This is a genomic window from Paenibacillus tyrphae (assembly GCF_027925525.1).
In the GTDB taxonomy this organism is placed as follows: Bacteria; Bacillota; Bacilli; order Paenibacillales; family NBRC-103111; genus Paenibacillus_G; species Paenibacillus_G tyrfis_B.
Genome location: NZ_BSDJ01000033.1, coordinates 76,217 through 96,187, shown reverse-complemented (window position 1 = coordinate 96,187; position 19,971 = coordinate 76,217). Strand labels below are relative to the sequence as shown.

Below are 19,971 nucleotides of genomic sequence, written 5' to 3'. Positions count from 1 at the left end.
GATGCGGACAAGGGGCGATCTTTTTTTATGGTGGGGAGGATTTTTTAATTTGGCATAGAGAGTGAAAATTCGTCATTGTATGTAGAAATATATATTTTTTTACCGTCATTTTTTTCGAAAACAAATAATGCCCCTTCGCTCTCTATTCCCGAATAGTTCCATCCTGATAGTTTGAGTCGAATGTCACCCGTTTCTTTAATTGGGGCTATTTTGGCTGCCAATGTGTTGTTTCAGGAATGCATGGCGTTGTCATGGTTGGGAAGCTTTTGGGGAATGCTTGCTGCATTAACCATTTCCACATTCGTTTTTTTGAATAGTTCTGTTGAAAAAGCAGCCACTCACTTGAACTGCACCTCCAATTGTTATTGATGTCTAACATATGTACAGTTCAACTCTGGACGGCTGCCTATTGTCTTTGTTGAGGTACGTTAGCGATAGAAGTCAACCATATCTCCAAACAGCCGTTTGATAAATTCAAGCTCGCTTTCGTTGTATCTTTCCAAAAATTCGTACATTCTTTGCTTTTCCTTCGTATGGAGCTCATCATGAGCAGCAAATAGCTTTTTGCCGACAGGCGTTAGCCGAAAGTACACTTCCTTTTTGTTATCGTTGAGTTGGGCTTTTCGCACCCAACCTGCCTTTAGTAATTTATTTGCGATCTTGGAGGTATTCCCTTTGCTTAAATTTATCCTTTCCGCGATGGAAGTGACATTGATCGGCTCCTGCTCTCCGATGCATGCAATGGTGTGCAGTTCCGTCATGTTCAATCTGAATTCCGGTTCGATATGCTTCCGGATATCCTCGAGGTATGTTGCAGTTATTCGGGTTTCATATTGCTCTTTTTGCTGAAGAAACTGAACGAAAAATTCATGAATGGCGGCTTTGTTTTTATTGGCAGTATCCATGATTATGCTGGCTCCTCGACTCATTTGTTTCATTATAGCATAGATTATTTTCTGAGAAACAAACGGGCATGCTCATATCGAGATTGACAGGATAAGGAGTGACCCAGTACAATAATATTGTTTCATATGAAACAAAAATTATATATTATTTTTGTTTTTTTCTTTATTAACAAGAATTAAAAAGAGTTCTAACGAAACAATAATTTTGATGAAGGAGGTTCTGCCGGAAACACTTATCCACTTTTCAAGAGAAGATTTATAAATATGGAAATGGAGCATGCTCGCCTATGGAAATCGTGAATCCAAAGACATTGACGGACAAGGTCACATCTGTAATTTCTCATGTCGTGGTAACTACTGCCTCTAAACTGGCCTTCATCTCAGGTCAGGTTTCTGTAGATGAAACGGGAGCATTGATCGGTTCAGGGGACTATTACGCGCAAGCGATTCAAGTGTTCACCAATCTAAAGTATGCATTGGAAGCCGCGCGAGCGGATCCATTGTACATTGCAAAAATGAATATTTTTGTGGTAAACCATAACCCGGAATTGATTTCGATTATTTTTGACGCCGGATTTCGTGTGTTTGGCCCTAACTGGCCGAAGACAGCAAGTACCTATATAGGTGTTCAAGCACTAGCTGATCCTGAATGGCTTATCGAAATAGACGCTATCGTGATCTTCCCATAATGTTTAAGAAAAGAGGTTATTTATATGAAATATGAAGTCATCCTTATCGGCGGTGGACCTGTCGGCATGATGTTGGCTGGAGAATTGGCAGTAGCCGGTGTAAAGGTCTGCGTCATTGAGCGATTAAAAGAGACAACTCCATATTCACGTGCGCTTACAGTACATCCACGAACCCTTGAAATATTAGATATGCGTGGAGTGAAATCAAAATTAATCAGTAAAGGCCGCTTACTTTCAGGAGGGCATTTTGCCGGATTAGAAACTCCTTTGGATTTCTCGGTGTTGGATTCTTCTTCCAATCACACGCTCTTTTTACCGCAGAGTGAGACGGAGAAGGTGCTGGAGGAATGGGCTCTTAGCCTTGGCGCAGAGGTCTGGAGAGAGGTTGAGGCTCTATCTGTGGATCAGGATGAGGATGGGGTCGACGTTAAGATCGCGGGACCTAATGGAGAAACAACGTTAAGATCTGCTTATGTGGTGGGTACGGACGGAGCCAGAAGTTTGGTTCGCAAACATGCAAATATATCATTTGAAGGTACAGACGCGACCTTCACGGCTATGCTGGGGGATGCCGTTCTATCTGATTTGGCTCCTATGAGTGACATATCCCGGATTACAGAAAAAGGTTTGGTCAGCATCATGCCGATCAATGATCATATGTATCGGGTCTTAATTATCGATATGGAGAGACGTAACATCCCTAAGGATGAGCCCGTTACATTTGAAGAGTTTCGTTCATCGATCATCCGTACGACCGGAAGCGACCTGGGATTGAACGATGTGAAATGGATGTCCCGTTTCGGAAATGCGACGCGGCAAGCGGGACGCTATCGGAATGGTCGATTGTTTTTGGCGGGAGATTCGGCGCACATTCATTTTCCGGCTGGTGGACAGGGAATGAACGTTGGCTTACAAGAAGCGATGAACTTAGGCTGGAAGCTTGCAGGAGCAATCAAAGGCTGGGCTCCGGACTGGCTATTGGACAGTTATCATACCGAACGTTTCCCATGGAATACGGCCTTGCTCCGGAATACCGAGGTCCAAACCCTGCTTCTGGACGTGACTCCTCCCATCACGGAACTGCGAAGGATGCTGGCTAATCTGATTCAAATACCGGAGGCTAATTATCAAATCGCCGCACAAGTTTCCGCAATTGATGTACATTATGCTCCAGACGCCGAAGCGCCTCCCCATCCATTAAACGGGAAACGTTTCAAGGATCTAAGCTTAAAGCTGAAAGACGGGCAATTGATTAACTCCTATCCGTTCCTACACAAAGGTACTTTTCTTCTGTTGCACTTCCATTTTAACGAACAGAATAGTGGTCAATGGGAAACGTATAGCAACCTTCAAGTTGTACATGCATCTTTGGCTGAGGCAGACGCGGATTGGAACGACGTCCACACGGCACTTATTCGGCCGGATGGACATATTGCCTGGGCGATTTCTCTATCAGATCCGAATCCAATGCAAACCATAAATGAAGGAATCACTCGCTGGTGCGGAAACATTACGGATTAGTAATTCGTTGATGGAATCAAGTTCTTGTCCTCAGGTTGGGATAAAACTTGATTCCTTAAATCCCCCTACGTTATGGCTATCTTAGCTTTGAAGACACGCTCTAACACATTTTCTGGATTTCGGTTGTTGTTGGTTCACTGTGGTTCGACTTGTATCGTGATTTCACTTTTCATGATTTTGTCTTTTTTATCCCCATCGATACTAAAATCCGCCGTTACCCCGATCGAATATTTTCCCGGCGACAGCAGCCAAGACCGCTCCTTCTCTAAAAATTTCTTAATTTCGGGACGTCCTTTTTTATTATAGTTATAAGATTCTATTACATTTAGAGGAAGAGTGGCTTTATACTCGTTATTTTTCTTGAGTTGATCTCTTATTAAAACGGTCTCTATATATTCATCAGAAGAAATTCCTTCCTCGTCCCGAACCGAAAAAAGGATGATAGGGTTCCCGTGGCCCACGGTTATTTCTTCCTCGCCCAAGTAAACGAGGGAACTCCACAAATGAATGATTTCATTGGATTTATAGGTTTCTTTTTCGCTGTGCAGATTTAGCATAAAGTTGTCTGCTTGCTTGGATACGCTGATTTTGGCTTTCGTCAAATTGTTGACACGATGGTCAATATAGATGTCTTTCTTGGCTTCGTCATAATGCACTCTCCCGCCCATATTTTCGGTAATGTAGCGTAGGGGAACATAAACGGAACCGTTATAGTTGAGAGTCTCAAAAGCTCCGCTCTGCTTATTGGCGAGTTGGTTATTGAAGTAGATGGACCCAGGGAATAGATGCGCTTGTATAAAATTGAAACTGCTTACTGCGGAAGCGGCTGAAATGCAGCTGCCCACGATAAACGCCAAAATCAACTTTTTCCTCAAATTTACTTCTTCTCCTAGTTTATAGGATTTCGAGAAGGCTAAACGGTTACCTGTTAGATGTTTAGGGCCATTGGTATGAAGTAAAGGTGAAAGCCAATCCGGACAGTACAAGATTGTCTGTACTGCAGGAACACTGTCAGGAAAGGCTCCATATTGTAGGAGGAATTACTGAGTGACGATTACAGACCCATCAATTACCTGCTAGCTCTTGATTGTTCCAATTTACTAAGGAGGCAGAATCACTTTGGAAAATCCCTTGATACTTACCCTCAGTTTCGGGAGTAGTAATAAGTTTTATTTTCCAAACTCCTTTCATTGGCGAGGTCTTAAAACTGTTCATATAAGTATGCTCACTGGTTACTTGATCAGAAAAAACTTTCTCTTCCTTTGGATTCCATACTTCGATAGCTAAATCACCCGAACTTAGCTCAATCAAAAACTTCGTTTGTAAATTTAAGAAAAAAGTATTGTTTACCGAAAATTCCTTTTCGATCACTTTAAATTTTTCGTTGTACTCCGCCTTACTAATTGTCCCTCCCCATTTTCTTTCTATCACATCGTCAATTAGTTTATATAACACACCACTGCCGCATAAAATCAATACAGCCACTACGGATAAAATGATAATAGATTTTTTTGTCACGATTATAATCTCCTAAGCTTCTTTTAGGGCTATCGCGGGCTCGTCAAAAGAGATGTTCCCATCTTTCATGAACAACTTTCTATTGGCATATGAGGCCACATGAGAATCATGGGTAATAACAATGATCGTTTTTCCCTCGTTATTCAGAGTGCATAGTATTTCCATAAGCTTATCTGCATTCGTTGAATCAAGAGCCCCGGTAGGCTCATCGGCGAAAATAATTTCCGCTTCTGATGCCAATGCCCTCGCAATAGCCACGCGCTGTTTTTGGCCGCCTGATAGATTCTTTACTTTTTTATGGAACAAATCCTCTATCCCCAGCTTGCTTAAATATTGCTTCGCCTTCTCCATTTTCTCATGTTTACTCATCTTGCGTTCTGCAAAAGGCAGCGTTACATTATCATAAACACTATAATTATTGAGCAATGCATAATGTTGAAAAATGAAACTCACTACGCGATTACGGATATGAATCAATTGAGAGTCTTTTAAACCGGCTGTGGATCTGTCCATTATTTTACACTCGCCACTTGTTGGCGAATCCATACATCCCATAATATTTAATAATGTCGTTTTTCCAGAACCGGATGGTCCTACAATCGCTACAAATTCCCCCTGTTCGATAGTTAGATTAATATTGTTAAGCGCTGTGAACTTATTTTTATGATTCCCGTAAACTTTTGAGACGTTAGATAGTTCAATCGCAGGCATTTAATTCTCAACTCCGCTTATTAGTTTGTAGGGAGATTCTCTGTACAGTACCCGAATAGGGTATAAAACTGATAAAAAAGTGAGCAATAAGACCAAGATTATTACTTTAGCGAATAATGCGATTCCAAAGAGATCTTTAACCGACGACATATCGGCGATGATTGACGTTGCACTATTATAATAATTCCAGAATACACCAAAGCATGCGCTTAGCAAAATGAGCAAAAATACCTCAATGATGATGGATCGAGCTATACTAATAATCGATTCTCCGAATACCCTTCTTATACCAAATTCATAAAATCGAATTCGAATAGAAGAAAGGGTGGAAGTAATAATCCCAATCGAGGTGGTAAGCAGAAAAAATACTCCGGCATAAAGGTTTAATTTAACTAATTCTATTTTGCTTTTTTTGTAGGCATCCAACTCTTCTTTTATAGAGCGTACCGTGGGTGAAGGCAGACCAAGTTGAGTCGCTGCTTGCTTTATTTTCTCCGATAATATTTTACGATCGTCTGTATCCTGGACGCTCACAAAAGTACTTTTTTGCAAGGAACTAATAACAAACGGCGAGGAGTTTTTTTGATAATCCAAGAAAGGGGTGACAATTGCTGCATTCAGATCTCTTACCCCCATTGAAATATAATCATTTTTATCGAGCCACTTGCTCTCTCTGTCCATTACGCCTACAACTCGATAATTCAGTTTTTCGCCAAACCAATAAATGGAAAACGTATCTCCGATGTCAAATATACCCTCGTAATCTTGCCCAACCAATACAGGAATCTGCTCATGGTGTTCAGCGGCAAAGTCTTGTTTAGCAAGCGACCGTCCCTTAAGTATTTTGATCTTCGAACTGCTGAATATGGACTCATCGAAATAAACCATATAAGATAGCTTTTCTTTCCCTCTCAATGGACTGTTTTTATATAAAACTTGATTCTTTGCCTCATATAAATCACTATTTTTTAGATCGGATAGAATGAAATAAGCCGTGGAAAATGAACCGTAATTGCTGACTTCATTCATGCCGCTAACTTCTTTTCTTAATTTAAGGTAGCGTTCAATAGACCATGTATTATCACTTGTTAAATCTGGAACGGAGAACGTCAAAGTTTTTTCGAGATCCAAATTGGAATATTTTTTAATGGTTTCACTTGCATAGTCAGGTATACTTAATTGAATAAAACCATTGCTTATTAAGTAAAACGAAATGACTAACTGAAGCATGATAAAGAGCGTTGCTAACTTGCGTTCCCACAATGACTTCCAGGCAATCTTTATGCTCCTCATCTGATCAAACCTTTCTCATCAACTCAACAGGTTGGATATTCCTCGAACTGATTAATGGGATAATCACGACTAACAGTGAAGTTATGAAGACGAAAGCCGCATGATTAATAATATCCGTTAACGTTATTTTATATGGGTATCCAACCCACTGTTCAATGATAGGGCTCATCCAAATCTGCACAATACAAACCAACAACGAGGAGAAGAGAAATACGACTAACATTTCGCTATAAAATGAAAAAGCAATTGTAGAATTGCTAATGCCAAATGCTTTTTTGATTGCAATTTCAACTCTTCGTTCTTTGATCCAATATACAGCGATATTGACGGCGTTGATCAAAGCCAGCACATATACAGTGATGATAAAAGTAATTTGATTCCCGAGATTACCTAAATGTGTATATGGAGAGGAACCTCTCAGGGAAGAGAAGTCTGCGTTATTGACTTTAAATATCGACACCTGATTTTTTACGGTATCGTAATCTTTTAATAAGCGTGTCTGATCTCCATATAAAACGACAGGGACACTTTTTTGGCTCAGTAACCTGGATTCCGCTCGCTCAGTCAAACTTGTAATAGGTATAACGATTTTGTGGTCGAGATAGGGCGAGTTACCTTTATCAGTTCCTATGATTCCGGTAATCTCATATTTCTCATGATCTATTTTGACGTATTGTTTCCCGTTCTCTTTAATGATATGGGGAATAAAAGCTCTTCCTACCATGCATAATTTGTCTCCGCGATCCAGGGAACTTTTCCGGATAGATTCTCCTTCTAACAAAGGAAGTTTATTGTATTCATCTGCTTTCCAATATTCAATCATAGGATTGACCATGCCTAGGTCTGTTTCTACGCTAAGTGAATTTATAAGCAGATTACTATTCACACTCATCGTGCTGAACGCTTTGATAATGGCCTTCATGTCTACTTGCTCTTCAAAGTCTAAGGAGAAGGAAATTTTATTGTTAATTTGATATTTGTCCAAGTAGCGCTCGATTTCAACTGCCTTATTGATGGAATATAAAGTAGTTGTAATTAAACCGATGGATAAGCTAAGGCTAAGCACCAATATGAAGAAAGTAAACGGGTATGCTTTAATCTGGTTAAGGACGCGATTCAGTGTGTTCACATTTCCTCCCGAAATTATCCCAAATAATATTTATACGCAATTAACTGTGATAAACAACTGAATTCCTAAGTCGCTGTAATACACAAAATATAGCACCACAATGGTTAACTATGAAAAGTTTACCATTGTGGTGCATATTTCACCCTTCTTACGACCTTATTACCATCTGCTCGTCAGGGATTCGATGGTTCGTACGGTCGCTGTATTATATCGATCAAGAATCTTGTGGTCACTTTGGAAAGCCCATACTCCCCCTTTTGATGCCGATACATGTGCCCAGTTACCATAGTCCGAGCCATGGATTTCATAGGCGGCACTAATATTTTCTGCAGATTTAAGTGTCACCCCAACGACAAGATACTGCCAAGTTTGATTATTTTGCCAATCGGTTCTTGCATTAGCCTTATCATTTTCAAAAACGGAGAAATCTGTAACTAAACTTCCAGTTGCCTTTGCATCTTGATAGGCAAGGTTTATAGCATCGTTAGCAGCATAGGCTGCGGAAGCGATGGTAAGAGTCGCTAGAATTGATAACAGCGGGATCGATTTTTTAAGAGTAAACATGAGAATATCCTCCTCAAATGATTATAATGATATGTAGAACTAAGATGAGTGCTTGATCCTTAAAGTTCTAGGGTTTGGATTTCGGCAAAGTGAAAGTTAACAGCAATAAATTTTACCTTTTGGTTACACTTTGGTTTTATGATGCCCTCCTTTCACATACTGCATTGTACGAGTTAATTAAAGTAAAATTTTTGTAATATATGGGAAATTAACTCGGTATCCATTATCCTAGCGAATAACAGAATAGATTGTCAACTATTTTTTGGAAAATGAAGAACTGTGCAAAGTAGTACCTCGGTATCTTATGGTTTAGTTAGGAACAGATTATTTGAACGAAGGAGTTGTCGTGGGTTCGATTTAAGAAACGATAGTATGGCGAAGGGAATTAAGAAGGACTTGTCTACAAGAACTGACTGAATTATTCGGGGATGTGAAGCACATTAAGCCAAACTCCTCTTCCATTCATTGTTCCCCGTGGAAGAAGGACTCAAGTAGAACATCAGCCCGCGGTAAAAGAAAGTTTGCAAACCCTGCGGTCACAAGGCACAAGCTTTACATGTGCTGGCAAATTGATGCTAATCCACCGGATGGCTTGTAGGAGCAATCCGGCACTTACGTTGCTAGCGCGAGCTATGATGTAACAAACCACATTCGTTTCTGTGCAAAAATTGTTGTATCACATCACATCGAAATAATGCACAAAATCTAAAAAGAGATTGTATACTAGGAAAGACCTAATATACAATCTCTTATTGTTTTGGTAAAATAATACTACGGGTTTATTCCCAGCCGGAAAGAGGTTGTTTTTGTTCCTTTCTCTTAGTCAGGCCAAAAGTATTATTAACGGCATGAACTTCAGGGTCGGATAAAAAGTGGTTGGCAAGGGAATCGTTTACATTTTTGCCTAAATCGACATTTTTCAACATTTGAACGACAGAATGCAACTGAGACGTAACCCGAATAGTTAGCATATAGGACATCCCCTTCGTATGTGGTGGTCTGTTAGCATCAGTATATCAAGAATTTTTTATAATAGTAAGCATATGGGGAGTGTTTATGAATAAAAAAATTATTATTTTTTCGATTTTTTTGTCAATATTTGTCGGATTGCAAGCTTGGTGTTCTTATATTACATTTAAATATCCTTATATTGGGATTTACCTCAAGGTAAATCAACAGAACGAGTGGGCGATTAACTTTTTGGATAAAGAAGGTGCCGGTGTAAACCTTGATCTAAAGGCCGGAGATGTCATAAAGCAAGTGGACGGTAAACTGCCCGAAGAGAATCAGATGATTTATAAATGGAAAGTAATAGAGCAAGCGCGGGAAATGATCGTATCAAGAGATGGAATTGAACAGAAAATTTTAATAAATACCAGAAGCATGCTATCCTACGATATTTTTCCTTTAGTAGGGGAATGCTTGAGTCTTTTTATGGCAGCTTTGCTGTTTACTAAAATGCGTTCTTCTTCGTCGGCAAAATTATTGGCGGTTGTGTTTCTAACTTTCGTAATTATCTACATGAGTCAAGGGGCTTCAATTAGGGGAGATGTTGTTGGCAAACTTTTAATTACCAGTTTTATGATGGTATTGCCCCTTGTTTTTTTTCATTTTCTAGTTGTTTTTTTTAAAGAAAAGGGAAATATACAGTTACCTTCTAAGATTTTGAAATATTTTTATGCGGTTGCTTTACTAGGGTTTGTGATAAGATTATTTCAGTTCTATCCTCCAGCAGCATATACAATCTATAGCTATAATGGAAATATTACTTTATGGTTTTTTATTATGGGATTTATATTGAACATCAGTGTCCTTACTTTCTTATACTTTAAAGTTGGAAGACAGAAGTCATATCTTTCAAGCATTATAACCATTGTTTGGTTTTCACTATTTATTTCGTTTATTCCGATTATTTGTATTTCGTTCCTGCCTCGATTAATTGAAGGTTCAGCAAAAGTTGATCCTGCTTACACAAGCTGGTTTATTTTATTTTTTCCGATTTCGTTTGCCTACTTGATTGCCTCGAACCAGCTATATGATATAGGTCTGGTGCTTCGTCGTTTTGCCTTTGCTGTGATGCTTGCCATCATACCGTCTGCCCTTTTTACAGGAAGCTACGCTTTCTTGTTTCAAGATTTAGTAGATGCAAGAGAAATTGTATTTATCTTTGCAGGCTCTATCATCATGCTATCTTCTGTCATGTACTCGGCCGAATACTTCACAACGAGACTGGAACGGTTCCTTTTCCCTAGAAAGTACGTCCTCCAGACGGCGCTCAAGAAAATTTCCAAGAGTCTCGGAGCCATCTCCAGCTTCCGCGATTTGAAAGAAATCGTCCTCGTGGACATTGTCAAGACGCTCCAGGTAAGGGGCGGTGCGATCGTGTTCCAGTACGAGAACGATACCGAGATCATCGACGAAGGCGAGATCGATACGACGGAGATCAAGGAGATGATCCGCTCATCGACTTGGCTTCACCATCCGATATACACCTGTATCGAGATTAACCGTCATGAAGAATACGCCAGCTACCTCGTCATCACGAGCAACAAAGCGAACACCTTGCTGGGCAAGGAAGAGGTTCAATGGCTTCACTTGATTACTTCCTACCTGGAGGTCAGTCTGGAGAATGTCCACTTGATCCGCAAGCTGACGGCGAAGATGCAGCTGCTGGCGGCGCAGTTGCCCGACGAGCAGTCGGCGCAGGACATTCAATGGTTCCGCAAAATCATGTTCGAGCTGCAAGAGGAAGAACGGCTCCGGATTGCCGCCGATCTTCACGATACGACGATGCAGGATTTGTTTTTCCTTAAACGGCGATTCGTGGCACTGCTGGACAAGTACGCGATGAACAAGGAAGACAAGGAGCACTTGAACAACATTATCAATTTCGTAGAAATGATCAACAACAGCCTGCGGCAAAGCTGCTTCGAATTGAATCCGTTCCTGCTGAAGGAGATCGGGCTGATCGAAACCGTGCGGACGTATCTGGACAAGGAAGCGTACCATACGCCGTTCGAGATCGAGTTCAAGGAAGAGGGTGCTTCCTCTATCGAATCGAAGGATTTGACGACGAAAAGGCATATTTTCCGCATTATCCAGGAGCTGCTTAACAATGCGAAGAAGCATTCGCAGGCTACGAAAGTATCTTTTGCCATGACAGTGAAGGATCACAGGTTTTGCCTGACTTATGAAGACGATGGCGTCGGGTTTGACAGCACGCAAGTACCTCGCATGGAGATTGGAGCATCTGGGATGGGAGTGGAGCAAATGAGAGGTCGTATCTTGCATTTGAACGGAAAGCTGGAGTGCGATTCGCGGCGAGGCGCCGGTGTGAAGTTCGTGATTACGATTCCGGTCCGGGAGGTGATGTCCGTATGAACGAAACGGTCAAAGCTCTCGTAATCGATGATCATCCTCTCGTTGCCCACGCGACGAAGGAGTTATTGGAGGACACGGACTGCATTGAAGTCGTCGGCATTGCCAAAAGCGCCGAGGAAGGCATGGAGCAGATCAAGAAGCACCAGCCGGGGCTTGTTTTTCTGGATTACCAGCTTCCCGATCTGTCGGGGACCGATGTTGCAGCGCAGATCAAGAAGGAATATCCGCACATTCATATTGTGATTTTTACCGGTCACGACTTGACGGGGGCGATGAATCGGCTCATCGAGCTGAAAGTTAGCGGCGTGCTTTCGAAGGAATCCAGCATCAGAACGATCAAGAACATGGTGAACTGCATTCTGGACAACCATACGATGCTGCCGCTGTCGCTGTATCACCAGATTCAATTGAGCGGCTCGCCTTCGTATGAAGATTTGAACGATGAAGAAGTGATGATGATGGGCATGGTCGTCAAAGGGGCTACGCACGATCAGATTGCCGATCACATCCATATGAGCAAACGTACCGTCGATAATTACCTGCGCCGAATCTACGACAAGCTGGGCGCGAAGTCGAGAATGGAAGCGATGGAGAAATTTATTAAGAGCAGGCATTATACATAGTCACTTTACATGGACAATCAGGGGGACGGGCGGATTGGATCGGGAGACAGTAGAGCATATGTACCGGATGGTAGACGATCATGTGGGCGCGGAGGATCTCAATGCTTTGCTCAAAGCATTCATCGAGGAGAAGGCGCAGGAACAAGGGTCGTGGTCGAGTATTACACGCTGCACCCATGACATGCTGGGAGGAGCTTCGCCGCATATCGACCGGTTGGCCGCGGCGACGGAATTGATTCTTCTCTGCTTCGATATCGTCGACGACCTGCAGGATCAGGATCACGAGAGCAAGCCATGGATGCAGTGTCCGCCGGCGGTGGCGTTAAACGCGGTGCTCGTCTTCCTGACGGGATTCATCGGGGAGCTGGGCCAATGCGGAGTAAACGGGCGTTCGCTTTATGAGATCAGCAAGATGCTGTCCCGATCGGTCAGCGGACAGCATAAGGACGTCACGAATCAGGTGGTATCCGAGGTTGACGATTATCTCACAATGATTCAGGAGAAATCGGGGTCCCTGTTCCGGTTCGCTTGTCTGATGGGGTACTGTCTGACGGATTGCAGCGAAGAGACGATGGAGCGGATCGACGATCTGGCGGATTGCGTCGGGATGATTCACCAAATCCAGAACGATCTGAAGGACATCGCCCAATTCGATGTGAAGAGCGATTTGCTGCTTCGCAAGCGGACGCTGCCTGTGCTGTATCTGCTTAATGTAGATAGCGAAGCGTTTCGCCCGGTGAAGGAATATTATGAAGGAAAAATCACCGCAGACGCTCTTGTACAGGATAAAGAGCAGTATATGCGGCTGATCGTGGATTCCGGCTGCATCGAATATACCAAGATCGTGCAGTCCGTATGCGTTCAAAAAGCAGAGGAGCTATGGATCGATCTCCAGGTCCCGTCCCCGTGGAAGGAAAAGTTCCGGGAGCTCACGTATGCCGCTTTTGCCTAGCGGCCGGTCCTTTCACCCAGCCCCAAAAAAGATAAAGAAGCACCTTGAGACCCGCAAAAGGATCGAGGTGCTTTTTGGTTTGGGCGGAAACGTTCAGTGCCCGTCGGCCCCGGTCAGAAACGGCTTGCCTCAAGCGGGGGGAGCTTCAGGCCTTCCGTGACAGCCAACAAGAGCTCTACACGATGCCGCCCGGGCCGCCCGGACCCGACATGTATATGCCGCCTATCGGAGGAATCGCCACGTCCTCGGGGTGCTCGCGGCGGCGGACCAGGTCTTCGTCCGTCCGCTCGAAGGTGCGGGTATCGTCCTCGTACCAGACGAGCACCATAATGCGCCCCTTGTCCAGTTCCCTCTCGTACCGCTCCGCCTCCAGTGCGGAGATGCCGAGCGATTCCATCTTCGCCCGGAGCTGATCGCCGCGGGAGCGGAACAGGTTGGCGAAGGCAGTCGCCATCCCTTCCTCCATCACGCCGATCGTATTCGTATCGGTCAAGCGGCTGAGCCCTTCGGTCCGGTCATCGTCATGCGCCAGCACATAAATTTCATTTAGGGAATGGCCTTCCTCACGAAAGCCCCGAATGGCGCGGATGGCGTACTCTTCACCTTCTACCAGCTTCACTTTTGTCCTCATGAGTCGTCCCTCCTCGAATCGGTTCAGATCATGCGTCCGGACTTCCGGGCATGTCTGCCATGGAGTTGGCCAGCCGTCCGGATCGGTCCGGCTTATGCTTCATTAACCCGGATTTTCTGGACCGAAACAATTCTCGGGCTGATTCAAACGTTCCGTTTTCGGTTAATTAAGCTTAAAAAAAAGCTATAATGGTAAGAACGGACCTTTGCCATTGAGGGCAAAGGATGTACACGGACAAGGGAGAGACGAATAAGGTATGAACATTGCCATCGTGGACGACAACCCGGTCAATCTCATTGTGATCGAAAAAATATTGAAAAGCGCAGGATACGACTCGTTCTGGAAAGCCTCTTCGGCGGTGGAAATGATGCAGCGGCTCACCGAGTATGCGGACGGAGGCAAGGTGCCGGTCGACTTGATCCTGATGGATATGATGATGCCGGAGATGGACGGGATCGAAGCGTGCCGTCGCATTCAGCAGGATGAGCGCCTCAAGGATATCCCGGTGATTATCGTGACGGCGCTTGGTGATTCCAACAAGCTGGCGGAGGCGATGGAGGCCGGGGCGATGGATTACGTGATGAAGCCGGTGAACAAAATCGAGCTGATCGCGCGGATTCGTTCGGCGCTGCGCCTCAAATACGAGAAGGATTGGCACAAGGAGAACGATGCCCGTATCCGCGAGGAGCTGGAGCTGGCCAGACAAGTGCAGGGCAGCGTGCTCAGCCCGCCCCTGAAGAAGGACCGGCTGGAAATCAGCGCCGCGTATTACCCGTCGTTCGAGCTGGCGGGTGATTTTTACGCATGGTACCGGATTGACGAGGACCGGCACGGCGTCATCATCCTGGACATTATGGGTCACGGGATTTCATCTTCGCTGGTGTGCATGTTCATTTCCTCGGTCATGCAGGACACGATCACGCGCTTCGTCTCGCCGGAGTTCGTCGTGACGGAGCTGAACCGGTACATGAACCAGCTCAATCATAAAAATCCGTCGGTCAGCTATTATTTTACGGCGATTTATTTGCTGATCGATACCCAGACGAAGACGATCGAATATGTGAATGCGGGCCATCCGCCCGGGTTTCTTTTTGAAGAGGGAAAAGCGCCGGTGGCGCTCAATCAGGGAAGCTGCGCCGTCGGCTTCTTCGATCAGATGGAGATTACGAAGAGCATCTTCACCTATGAGCAGCCGATCCGGATCGCCTTGTATACGGATGGGCTATTGGAGGCGCTGCCGCTGCCGGACGCTTACCCGGAGGACGCGGCGGAGTCGGATCTGCTGGCGCTGCGTCTGCAAAGCTGCATTCATCAGGCGCCCAGCCCCGAATGCCTGGTCGAGACCCTGCTGCCGCAGGATGTAAGGGAGGCGCAAAGCGACGATATTTGCATGGTGCTGATCACCGCTACGTAGATGGCGGCCATGAATAAAGATAATACGAAGAGAGGGAGAAAGGGACGGGAGAGGGAATGAACTGATGAAGATGAAGACGAAGCTGTTTATGGGATTCGGCATCCTGCTGGTGCTGATTTTTGCTTTGGCGGGCGTCGGCCTGAACCGGCTGACAGGCACGGATTCCAGTATTAAGGAAATTTATGAGAACCGGTATCAGAAAGTACGAATCAGTACGCAGGTGCGAAATGACGCGGCGGAGCTTGCCAAGGGCATCGTGAATTTGCTCTTGATCGACTCGGCCGACAGCGATAAGAAGAATGCCGAAGTCGTCAAGACGGTCAGCAGCAAGGTCATGCAAGGCCTTCAGCAGATTGACAACTTTTCCAAGGAAGGGAAGGAACGGGAGCTGGCCGACGAAGTTCTGCTGCACGGCAAACGCTTCTTGGACTTTAAGGACCAAGTCGTCCGTCTGAACCAAAGCGGCAAACAAGCGGAGGCCAACGCGCTTCGCACGAACGTGGGGATTGAGCTGCAGGATAATTTTACGAGCAGCATGGGCAATTTGACGAATTTCCACAATGAAGCGATGGATGCGGCTATCACGCAGGCGCTGAGTGACAACCAACAGACGTTGACGTATACCGGGCTGCTGACGCTGGTCGGCTTGCTGCTGAGCGTGGCGATTGTGCTGTGGATCGTGCTCGGGTTTAGCCGGGGGCTGAACATTCTCTCGGCGATGCTTACGAATTTTGCGAACGGGAAATGGGGGGAAGCGGCTTACCGGGTGCCCATTACGTCCAATGACGAATTCGGCCAGCTTGCGGGTGTGTTCAATCGGCTGGCGGACGATCTGGAGCAAGCAACGGCAAGCGAGCGGGCGCTGCATAGAATGAATGAAGACATGCTGTGGCTGCAAACGCAGATCGCGCATATGTATGCGATGCTGGAGGATTCGCGGAAGGTCGAGGAGATGGCGCAAACGTTCATCGGCGAGTTGGCCCGGACCGTCGGCGCGCAGAACGGGGCGCTCTATGTGCTGAAGCAGACGCCGAACGGCAACAAGCTGTTGCTTGCCGGCACATACGCCCGTTCGGAAAGCACGGCCGCTGCCGAGCTTCCGCTCGGAGAAGGGCTCGTCGGACAGTGCGCGAAGGACGGCAAGCCGATCACGGTCGAAGGCGTCGTCGGAGAATACGGCGGAATCCGTTCCGCCTTCGGCGAGCTGGAGCCGCTGACGCTAACGGTTCAGCCGGTCGAGTACGACGACGAAGTGATCGCGGTGTTCGAGCTGGTGTCGCTGAAGACGTTCTCGGAGCTGGAGCAGAAGCTAATCGAGCAGACGAGCGAGAACTTGGGCGTGACGCTGAACGCCTTAATGGGACGACTGAGGATCGAGGAGTTGCTGCGGATTCATCAGGCGCTGACCGACGAATTGCAGACCCAGTCGGAGGAGCTGCTGTCCCAGCAGGATGAGCTCAAGGCTTCCAATGAGAAGCTTGAGGAGCAGACGCGGGCGCTGCGGGCGTCGGAGGAGCAACTGCAGCGGCAGCAGGAGGAGCTGGAGCAGAGCAATGATGCCCTGGTCCGCAAGACCGCGGAGCTGGAAGAGCAAGTCCGGGAGACGGAGGAGATCAATCGTCAGATCGAGCTGGCCAAGGAGAAGCTGGAGAAGCAGACGCTTGAGCTGGCGTTGGCTTCTAGGTACAAATCGGAATTTCTGGCGAACATGTCGCACGAGCTGCGGACGCCGCTCAACAGCTTGCTGATCCTTTCCCAACTGCTGAAAGAGAACAAGGAGCGCAACTTGACGGGCAAGCAGGTGGAGTACGCCGAGACGATCTACTCGTCCGGCTGCGACTTGCTTAAGCTGATCGACGATGTGCTCGATTTGGCCAAGGTCGAATCCGGCCGGATGGAGCTGCATGAGGAGACGGTCTGCTTGCTGGAGACGGCCGAATCGATGAGAAAAGCGTTCAGACCGATTGCCCGGTCCAAAGGGCTGTCCTTCGAGGTGGATTTCGGCGGCGAGACGCCGGGACAGATTCAAACGGACAGCGGACGGCTGAAGCAAATTTTGAAAAATTTGCTGTCCAACGCCTTCAAGTTCACGCATTCCGGGAGCGTGCGCCTCGCCATTCGGCAGCTCGCGGAACCTCGGCCGATGGTTGCCTTCGAGGTCGAGGATACGGGCATCGGGATTTCTCCCGATAAGCAGCAGTTAATCTTCGAAGCGTTCCAGCAGGCGGACGGAACGACGAGTCGCAAGTACGGCGGGACGGGACTCGGCCTCTCGATCAGCAGGCAACTGGCTTCGCTGCTCGGCGGAACGATCGAGCTGGAGAGCGAGGAGGGCCGCGGCAGCCGGTTTACGCTGTACTTGCCACACGACGCGCGGCTGGCGTCCGGCGCGGCCGAAGCGGCGTCAGCCGCTATGCCGCCCTCGGCGGAGGCCCCGGATAGGTGGCCGCTGCCTTCGCCGCTGTCGCTCGCACAAGCGGCCGAAAGCGGCGCAATGCCGGTGACTGCCTTCGCGGACGACCGCGACAGCATTGCGGAAGGCGACCGGGTGCTGCTGATTATCGAGGACGATGCGCATTTTGCCGCAATCCTGCTGGACATGGCGCGGAGCCGGGGCTTCAAGGCGGTCGTCGCGCTGCAGGGGGATAAGGGACTTCAGCTCGCCAAGACCCTTCAGCCCGATGCGATTCTGCTCGATATCCAACTGCCGGTCATGGACGGCTGGTCCGTGCTCGTGCAGCTCAAGAACGACGCTTCCACCCGCCATATTCCGGTACATGTCATTTCCGTCGTAGACGAGGTGCATCAGGGGCTGTCGATGGGAGCGATCGCCTGGCTGCGCAAGCCATCCGGCAAAGAGCATTTGGAGCAGGCGTTTACACATATTTTATCGTTCCTGAACCGTGACCTGCGCAATCTGCTCATTGTAGAGCCGGACGAAGAGCAGCGCGAGAGCTTGGTGAACCTGATCGCTCATGACGACGTCCGTATTACGGCCGTCGCGGGTGGTGAGGAGGCGCTTGAGGTGCTGGCGGCGCAGCCGTTCGACTGCATGGTGCTCGATTACGGAATGACGGAGCCGTCCGTCTACGAGCTGCTCGACCGGATCAAAGCGGATGAGGGGCTGCGGCGGCTGCCGATTGTGATTTATACCGGCAAGACGCTCGATAAGAAAGAGCAGCTGCGTTTGAAGAAATATGCGGAATCGATCATCATCAAGGATGTGAAGTCGCCGGAGCGGCTGCTTGACGAGACGTCGCTGTTCCTGCACCGGGTCGAGGAGAACCTGCCGGAAGAGAAGCAGCAGGTGCTGCAGAAGCTGCACAGCATCGAAACGGTATTCAAGGGCAAAAAGGTGCTGCTCGTCGACGATGACATCCGCAACGTGTTCGCGCTATCTAATCTGCTCGAAGGCCTCGGCATGCAGGTGGCGTTCGCCGAGACCGGCAGGCAGGCGCTCGATTCGCTCGAACGGGAGCCGGACTTCGATCTCGTGCTGATGGACATCATGATGCCGGAGATGGACGGCTACGAGGCGATGCGCGTCATCCGCGGCGATGAGCGATTCGACCGGCTGCCGATTATCGCCCTGACGGCCAAGGCGATGAAGGACGACCGCGAGAAATGCATTCAAGCCGGAGCCTCCGATTATATTACCAAGCCGGTGCATACCGAGCAGCTTCTCTCGCTTATGCGGGTATGGTTATACAAATGAGCGGCGGATTGTACGATCAAAAGTCCGGGGACTTGAGGGTGCTGCGCAAGCTCGGCTCCGTCTATTCGGAGGCGGACGGAGGCCGGGGCACCCGGGAAGAAGAGGAACGGGAGCGCATCGAGATCGCTTTGCTGCTGGAGGGGCTGTACCGGCTGTACGGCTTCGACTTCCGCAATTACGCGTATCCGTCCGTCCGCCGGCGCATCTGGCACCGTGTCTACGCGGAGAAGCTGATCACCGTATCCGGCCTGCAGGAGCGGGTGCTGCACGATCGGAGCTGCGCGGAGCGTCTGGTGGACGATCTGGTCATTCACGTGACCGAGATGTACCGGGACCCGAGCTTGTTCGCGGCGTTCCGGGAGCGGGTCGTGCCGCTGCTGCGGGAGCTGCCTTCCTTCCGCATCTGGCATGCGGGCTGTTCGACGGGGGAGGAGGTATACTCCACCGCCATTTTGCTATACGAGGAAGGGCTGTACGACCGGGCGCGCATCTATGCGACCGACCTTAACGAAGAGGTGCTGCATGTGGCGGAGCGTGCCGCTTACCCGCTCAAGAAAATGCAGGAATACACCAAAAATTACATGCTGTCCGGAGGCAAGGATGCGTTCTCGGGGTATTACGGCGCATCCGGGAATGTGGCCGTGTTTCATCCTTTTTTGCGGGAGCGGATCGTTTTTGCACAGCATAACCTGGTGACGGACCGGTCGTTTAACGAGTTTCACGTCATCTTTTGCCGCAATGTCATGATTTATTTCGACTCGATCTTGCAAAATCATGCGCACGATCTGTTCTACGAAAGCTTGTGCCCGCAGGGGATTCTCGTCTTGGGGCATAAGGAGTCGATTACGTTTACGAAGCATGCGGGGCATTACGAGACGCTGGATCCGCAGGAGAAAATATTTCGCAAGATTGAATGAGGTGAGGT

General features: G+C 47.5%; 17 protein-coding genes. 8 read left to right on the top strand and 9 right to left on the bottom strand.

The window, feature by feature from the left end; translation table 11 throughout:
- Positions 1 to 428 precede the first annotated feature (428 nt).
- On the bottom strand, positions 429 to 905 hold the full coding sequence (locus QMG93_RS28840; protein ID WP_281942729.1) for a MarR family transcriptional regulator: 477 nt from the start codon (positions 903 to 905) through the stop codon (positions 429 to 431).
- Between the two features lie 287 nt (positions 906 to 1,192).
- On the opposite strand from QMG93_RS28840, the gene QMG93_RS28835 reads away from it, so the two are divergent.
- The gene (locus QMG93_RS28835; protein ID WP_281942728.1) at positions 1,193 to 1,594 is read left to right on the top strand and encodes a RidA family protein; all 402 of its coding nucleotides are present in this window, start codon (positions 1,193 to 1,195) and stop codon (positions 1,592 to 1,594) included.
- Positions 1,595 to 1,618: 24 nt separating this feature from the next.
- Complete coding sequence (locus QMG93_RS28830; RefSeq protein WP_281942727.1) at positions 1,619 to 3,115, top strand: monooxygenase; 1,497 nt, start codon at positions 1,619 to 1,621, stop codon at positions 3,113 to 3,115.
- Between the two features lie 134 nt (positions 3,116 to 3,249).
- On the opposite strand, the gene QMG93_RS28825 is transcribed toward QMG93_RS28830, so the two are convergent.
- The 7 genes from QMG93_RS28825 to QMG93_RS28795 form a co-directional block, all read right to left on the bottom strand.
- Positions 3,250 to 3,990 (bottom strand): stalk domain-containing protein, encoded by a 741-nt coding sequence (locus QMG93_RS28825; RefSeq protein ID WP_281942726.1) that lies wholly within the window; start codon positions 3,988 to 3,990, stop codon positions 3,250 to 3,252.
- A gap of 190 nt (positions 3,991 to 4,180) precedes the next feature.
- Positions 4,181 to 4,633 carry a hypothetical protein gene (locus tag QMG93_RS28820; protein ID WP_281942725.1) on the bottom strand — a complete coding sequence of 151 codons (453 nt, stop codon included), beginning with the start codon at positions 4,631 to 4,633 and terminating at the stop codon, positions 4,181 to 4,183.
- A 12-nt stretch (positions 4,634 to 4,645) separates the two neighbouring features.
- Entirely contained in the window at positions 4,646 to 5,344 is a 699-nt protein-coding gene (locus tag QMG93_RS28815; protein WP_108535059.1) for an ABC transporter ATP-binding protein, read from the bottom strand.
- Positions 5,345 to 6,637, bottom strand: coding sequence for an ABC transporter permease (locus QMG93_RS28810; RefSeq protein ID WP_281942724.1), 1,293 nt, complete (start codon positions 6,635 to 6,637; stop codon positions 5,345 to 5,347).
- Positions 6,638 to 6,641: 4 nt separating this feature from the next.
- Complete coding sequence (locus QMG93_RS28805; RefSeq protein WP_281942723.1) at positions 6,642 to 7,766, bottom strand: ABC transporter permease; 1,125 nt, start codon at positions 7,764 to 7,766, stop codon at positions 6,642 to 6,644.
- 159 nt (positions 7,767 to 7,925) lie between these two features.
- Positions 7,926 to 8,330 carry a hypothetical protein gene (locus QMG93_RS28800; RefSeq protein ID WP_281942722.1) on the bottom strand — a complete coding sequence of 135 codons (405 nt, stop codon included), beginning with the start codon at positions 8,328 to 8,330 and terminating at the stop codon, positions 7,926 to 7,928.
- A 779-nt stretch (positions 8,331 to 9,109) separates the two neighbouring features.
- On the bottom strand, positions 9,110 to 9,301 hold the full coding sequence (locus QMG93_RS28795; protein WP_281942721.1) for a hypothetical protein: 192 nt from the start codon (positions 9,299 to 9,301) through the stop codon (positions 9,110 to 9,112).
- A 1,213-nt stretch (positions 9,302 to 10,514) separates the two neighbouring features.
- Between QMG93_RS28795 and QMG93_RS28790 the strand changes: the two genes are divergently transcribed.
- From QMG93_RS28790 to QMG93_RS28780, 3 genes are read left to right on the top strand one after another with little or no spacing between them, the layout of a single operon-like run.
- A complete protein-coding gene (locus QMG93_RS28790; RefSeq protein WP_281942719.1) occupies positions 10,515 to 11,711 on the top strand; it encodes a sensor histidine kinase in 1,197 nt (398 codons plus the stop codon).
- Entirely contained in the window at positions 11,708 to 12,334 is a 627-nt protein-coding gene (locus tag QMG93_RS28785) for a response regulator transcription factor (protein ID WP_063184311.1), read from the top strand. The genes QMG93_RS28790 and QMG93_RS28785 overlap by 4 nt, the downstream gene beginning before the upstream one ends.
- Before the next feature lie 34 nt (positions 12,335 to 12,368).
- Entirely contained in the window at positions 12,369 to 13,286 is a 918-nt protein-coding gene (locus QMG93_RS28780; protein ID WP_281942717.1) for a polyprenyl synthetase family protein, read from the top strand.
- A 175-nt stretch (positions 13,287 to 13,461) separates the two neighbouring features.
- Here the strand turns inward: QMG93_RS28780 and QMG93_RS28775 are convergent, their stop codons facing one another.
- The gene (locus QMG93_RS28775; RefSeq protein WP_281942714.1) at positions 13,462 to 13,917 is read right to left on the bottom strand and encodes a general stress protein; all 456 of its coding nucleotides are present in this window, start codon (positions 13,915 to 13,917) and stop codon (positions 13,462 to 13,464) included.
- A gap of 256 nt (positions 13,918 to 14,173) precedes the next feature.
- On the opposite strand from QMG93_RS28775, the gene QMG93_RS28770 reads away from it, so the two are divergent.
- The 3 genes from QMG93_RS28770 (at position 14,174) to QMG93_RS28760 (ending at position 19,963) form a co-directional block, all read left to right on the top strand.
- The gene (locus QMG93_RS28770) at positions 14,174 to 15,331 is read left to right on the top strand and encodes a PP2C family protein-serine/threonine phosphatase (RefSeq protein ID WP_281942712.1); all 1,158 of its coding nucleotides are present in this window, start codon (positions 14,174 to 14,176) and stop codon (positions 15,329 to 15,331) included.
- A 64-nt stretch (positions 15,332 to 15,395) separates the two neighbouring features.
- The gene (locus QMG93_RS28765) at positions 15,396 to 19,046 is read left to right on the top strand and encodes a response regulator (RefSeq protein ID WP_281942710.1); all 3,651 of its coding nucleotides are present in this window, start codon (positions 15,396 to 15,398) and stop codon (positions 19,044 to 19,046) included.
- Positions 19,043 to 19,963 carry a CheR family methyltransferase gene (locus QMG93_RS28760; protein WP_281942708.1) on the top strand — a complete coding sequence of 307 codons (921 nt, stop codon included), beginning with the start codon at positions 19,043 to 19,045 and terminating at the stop codon, positions 19,961 to 19,963. Before QMG93_RS28765 ends, QMG93_RS28760 begins: the two co-directional genes overlap by 4 nt.
- Positions 19,964 to 19,971: the final 8 nt, after the last annotated feature.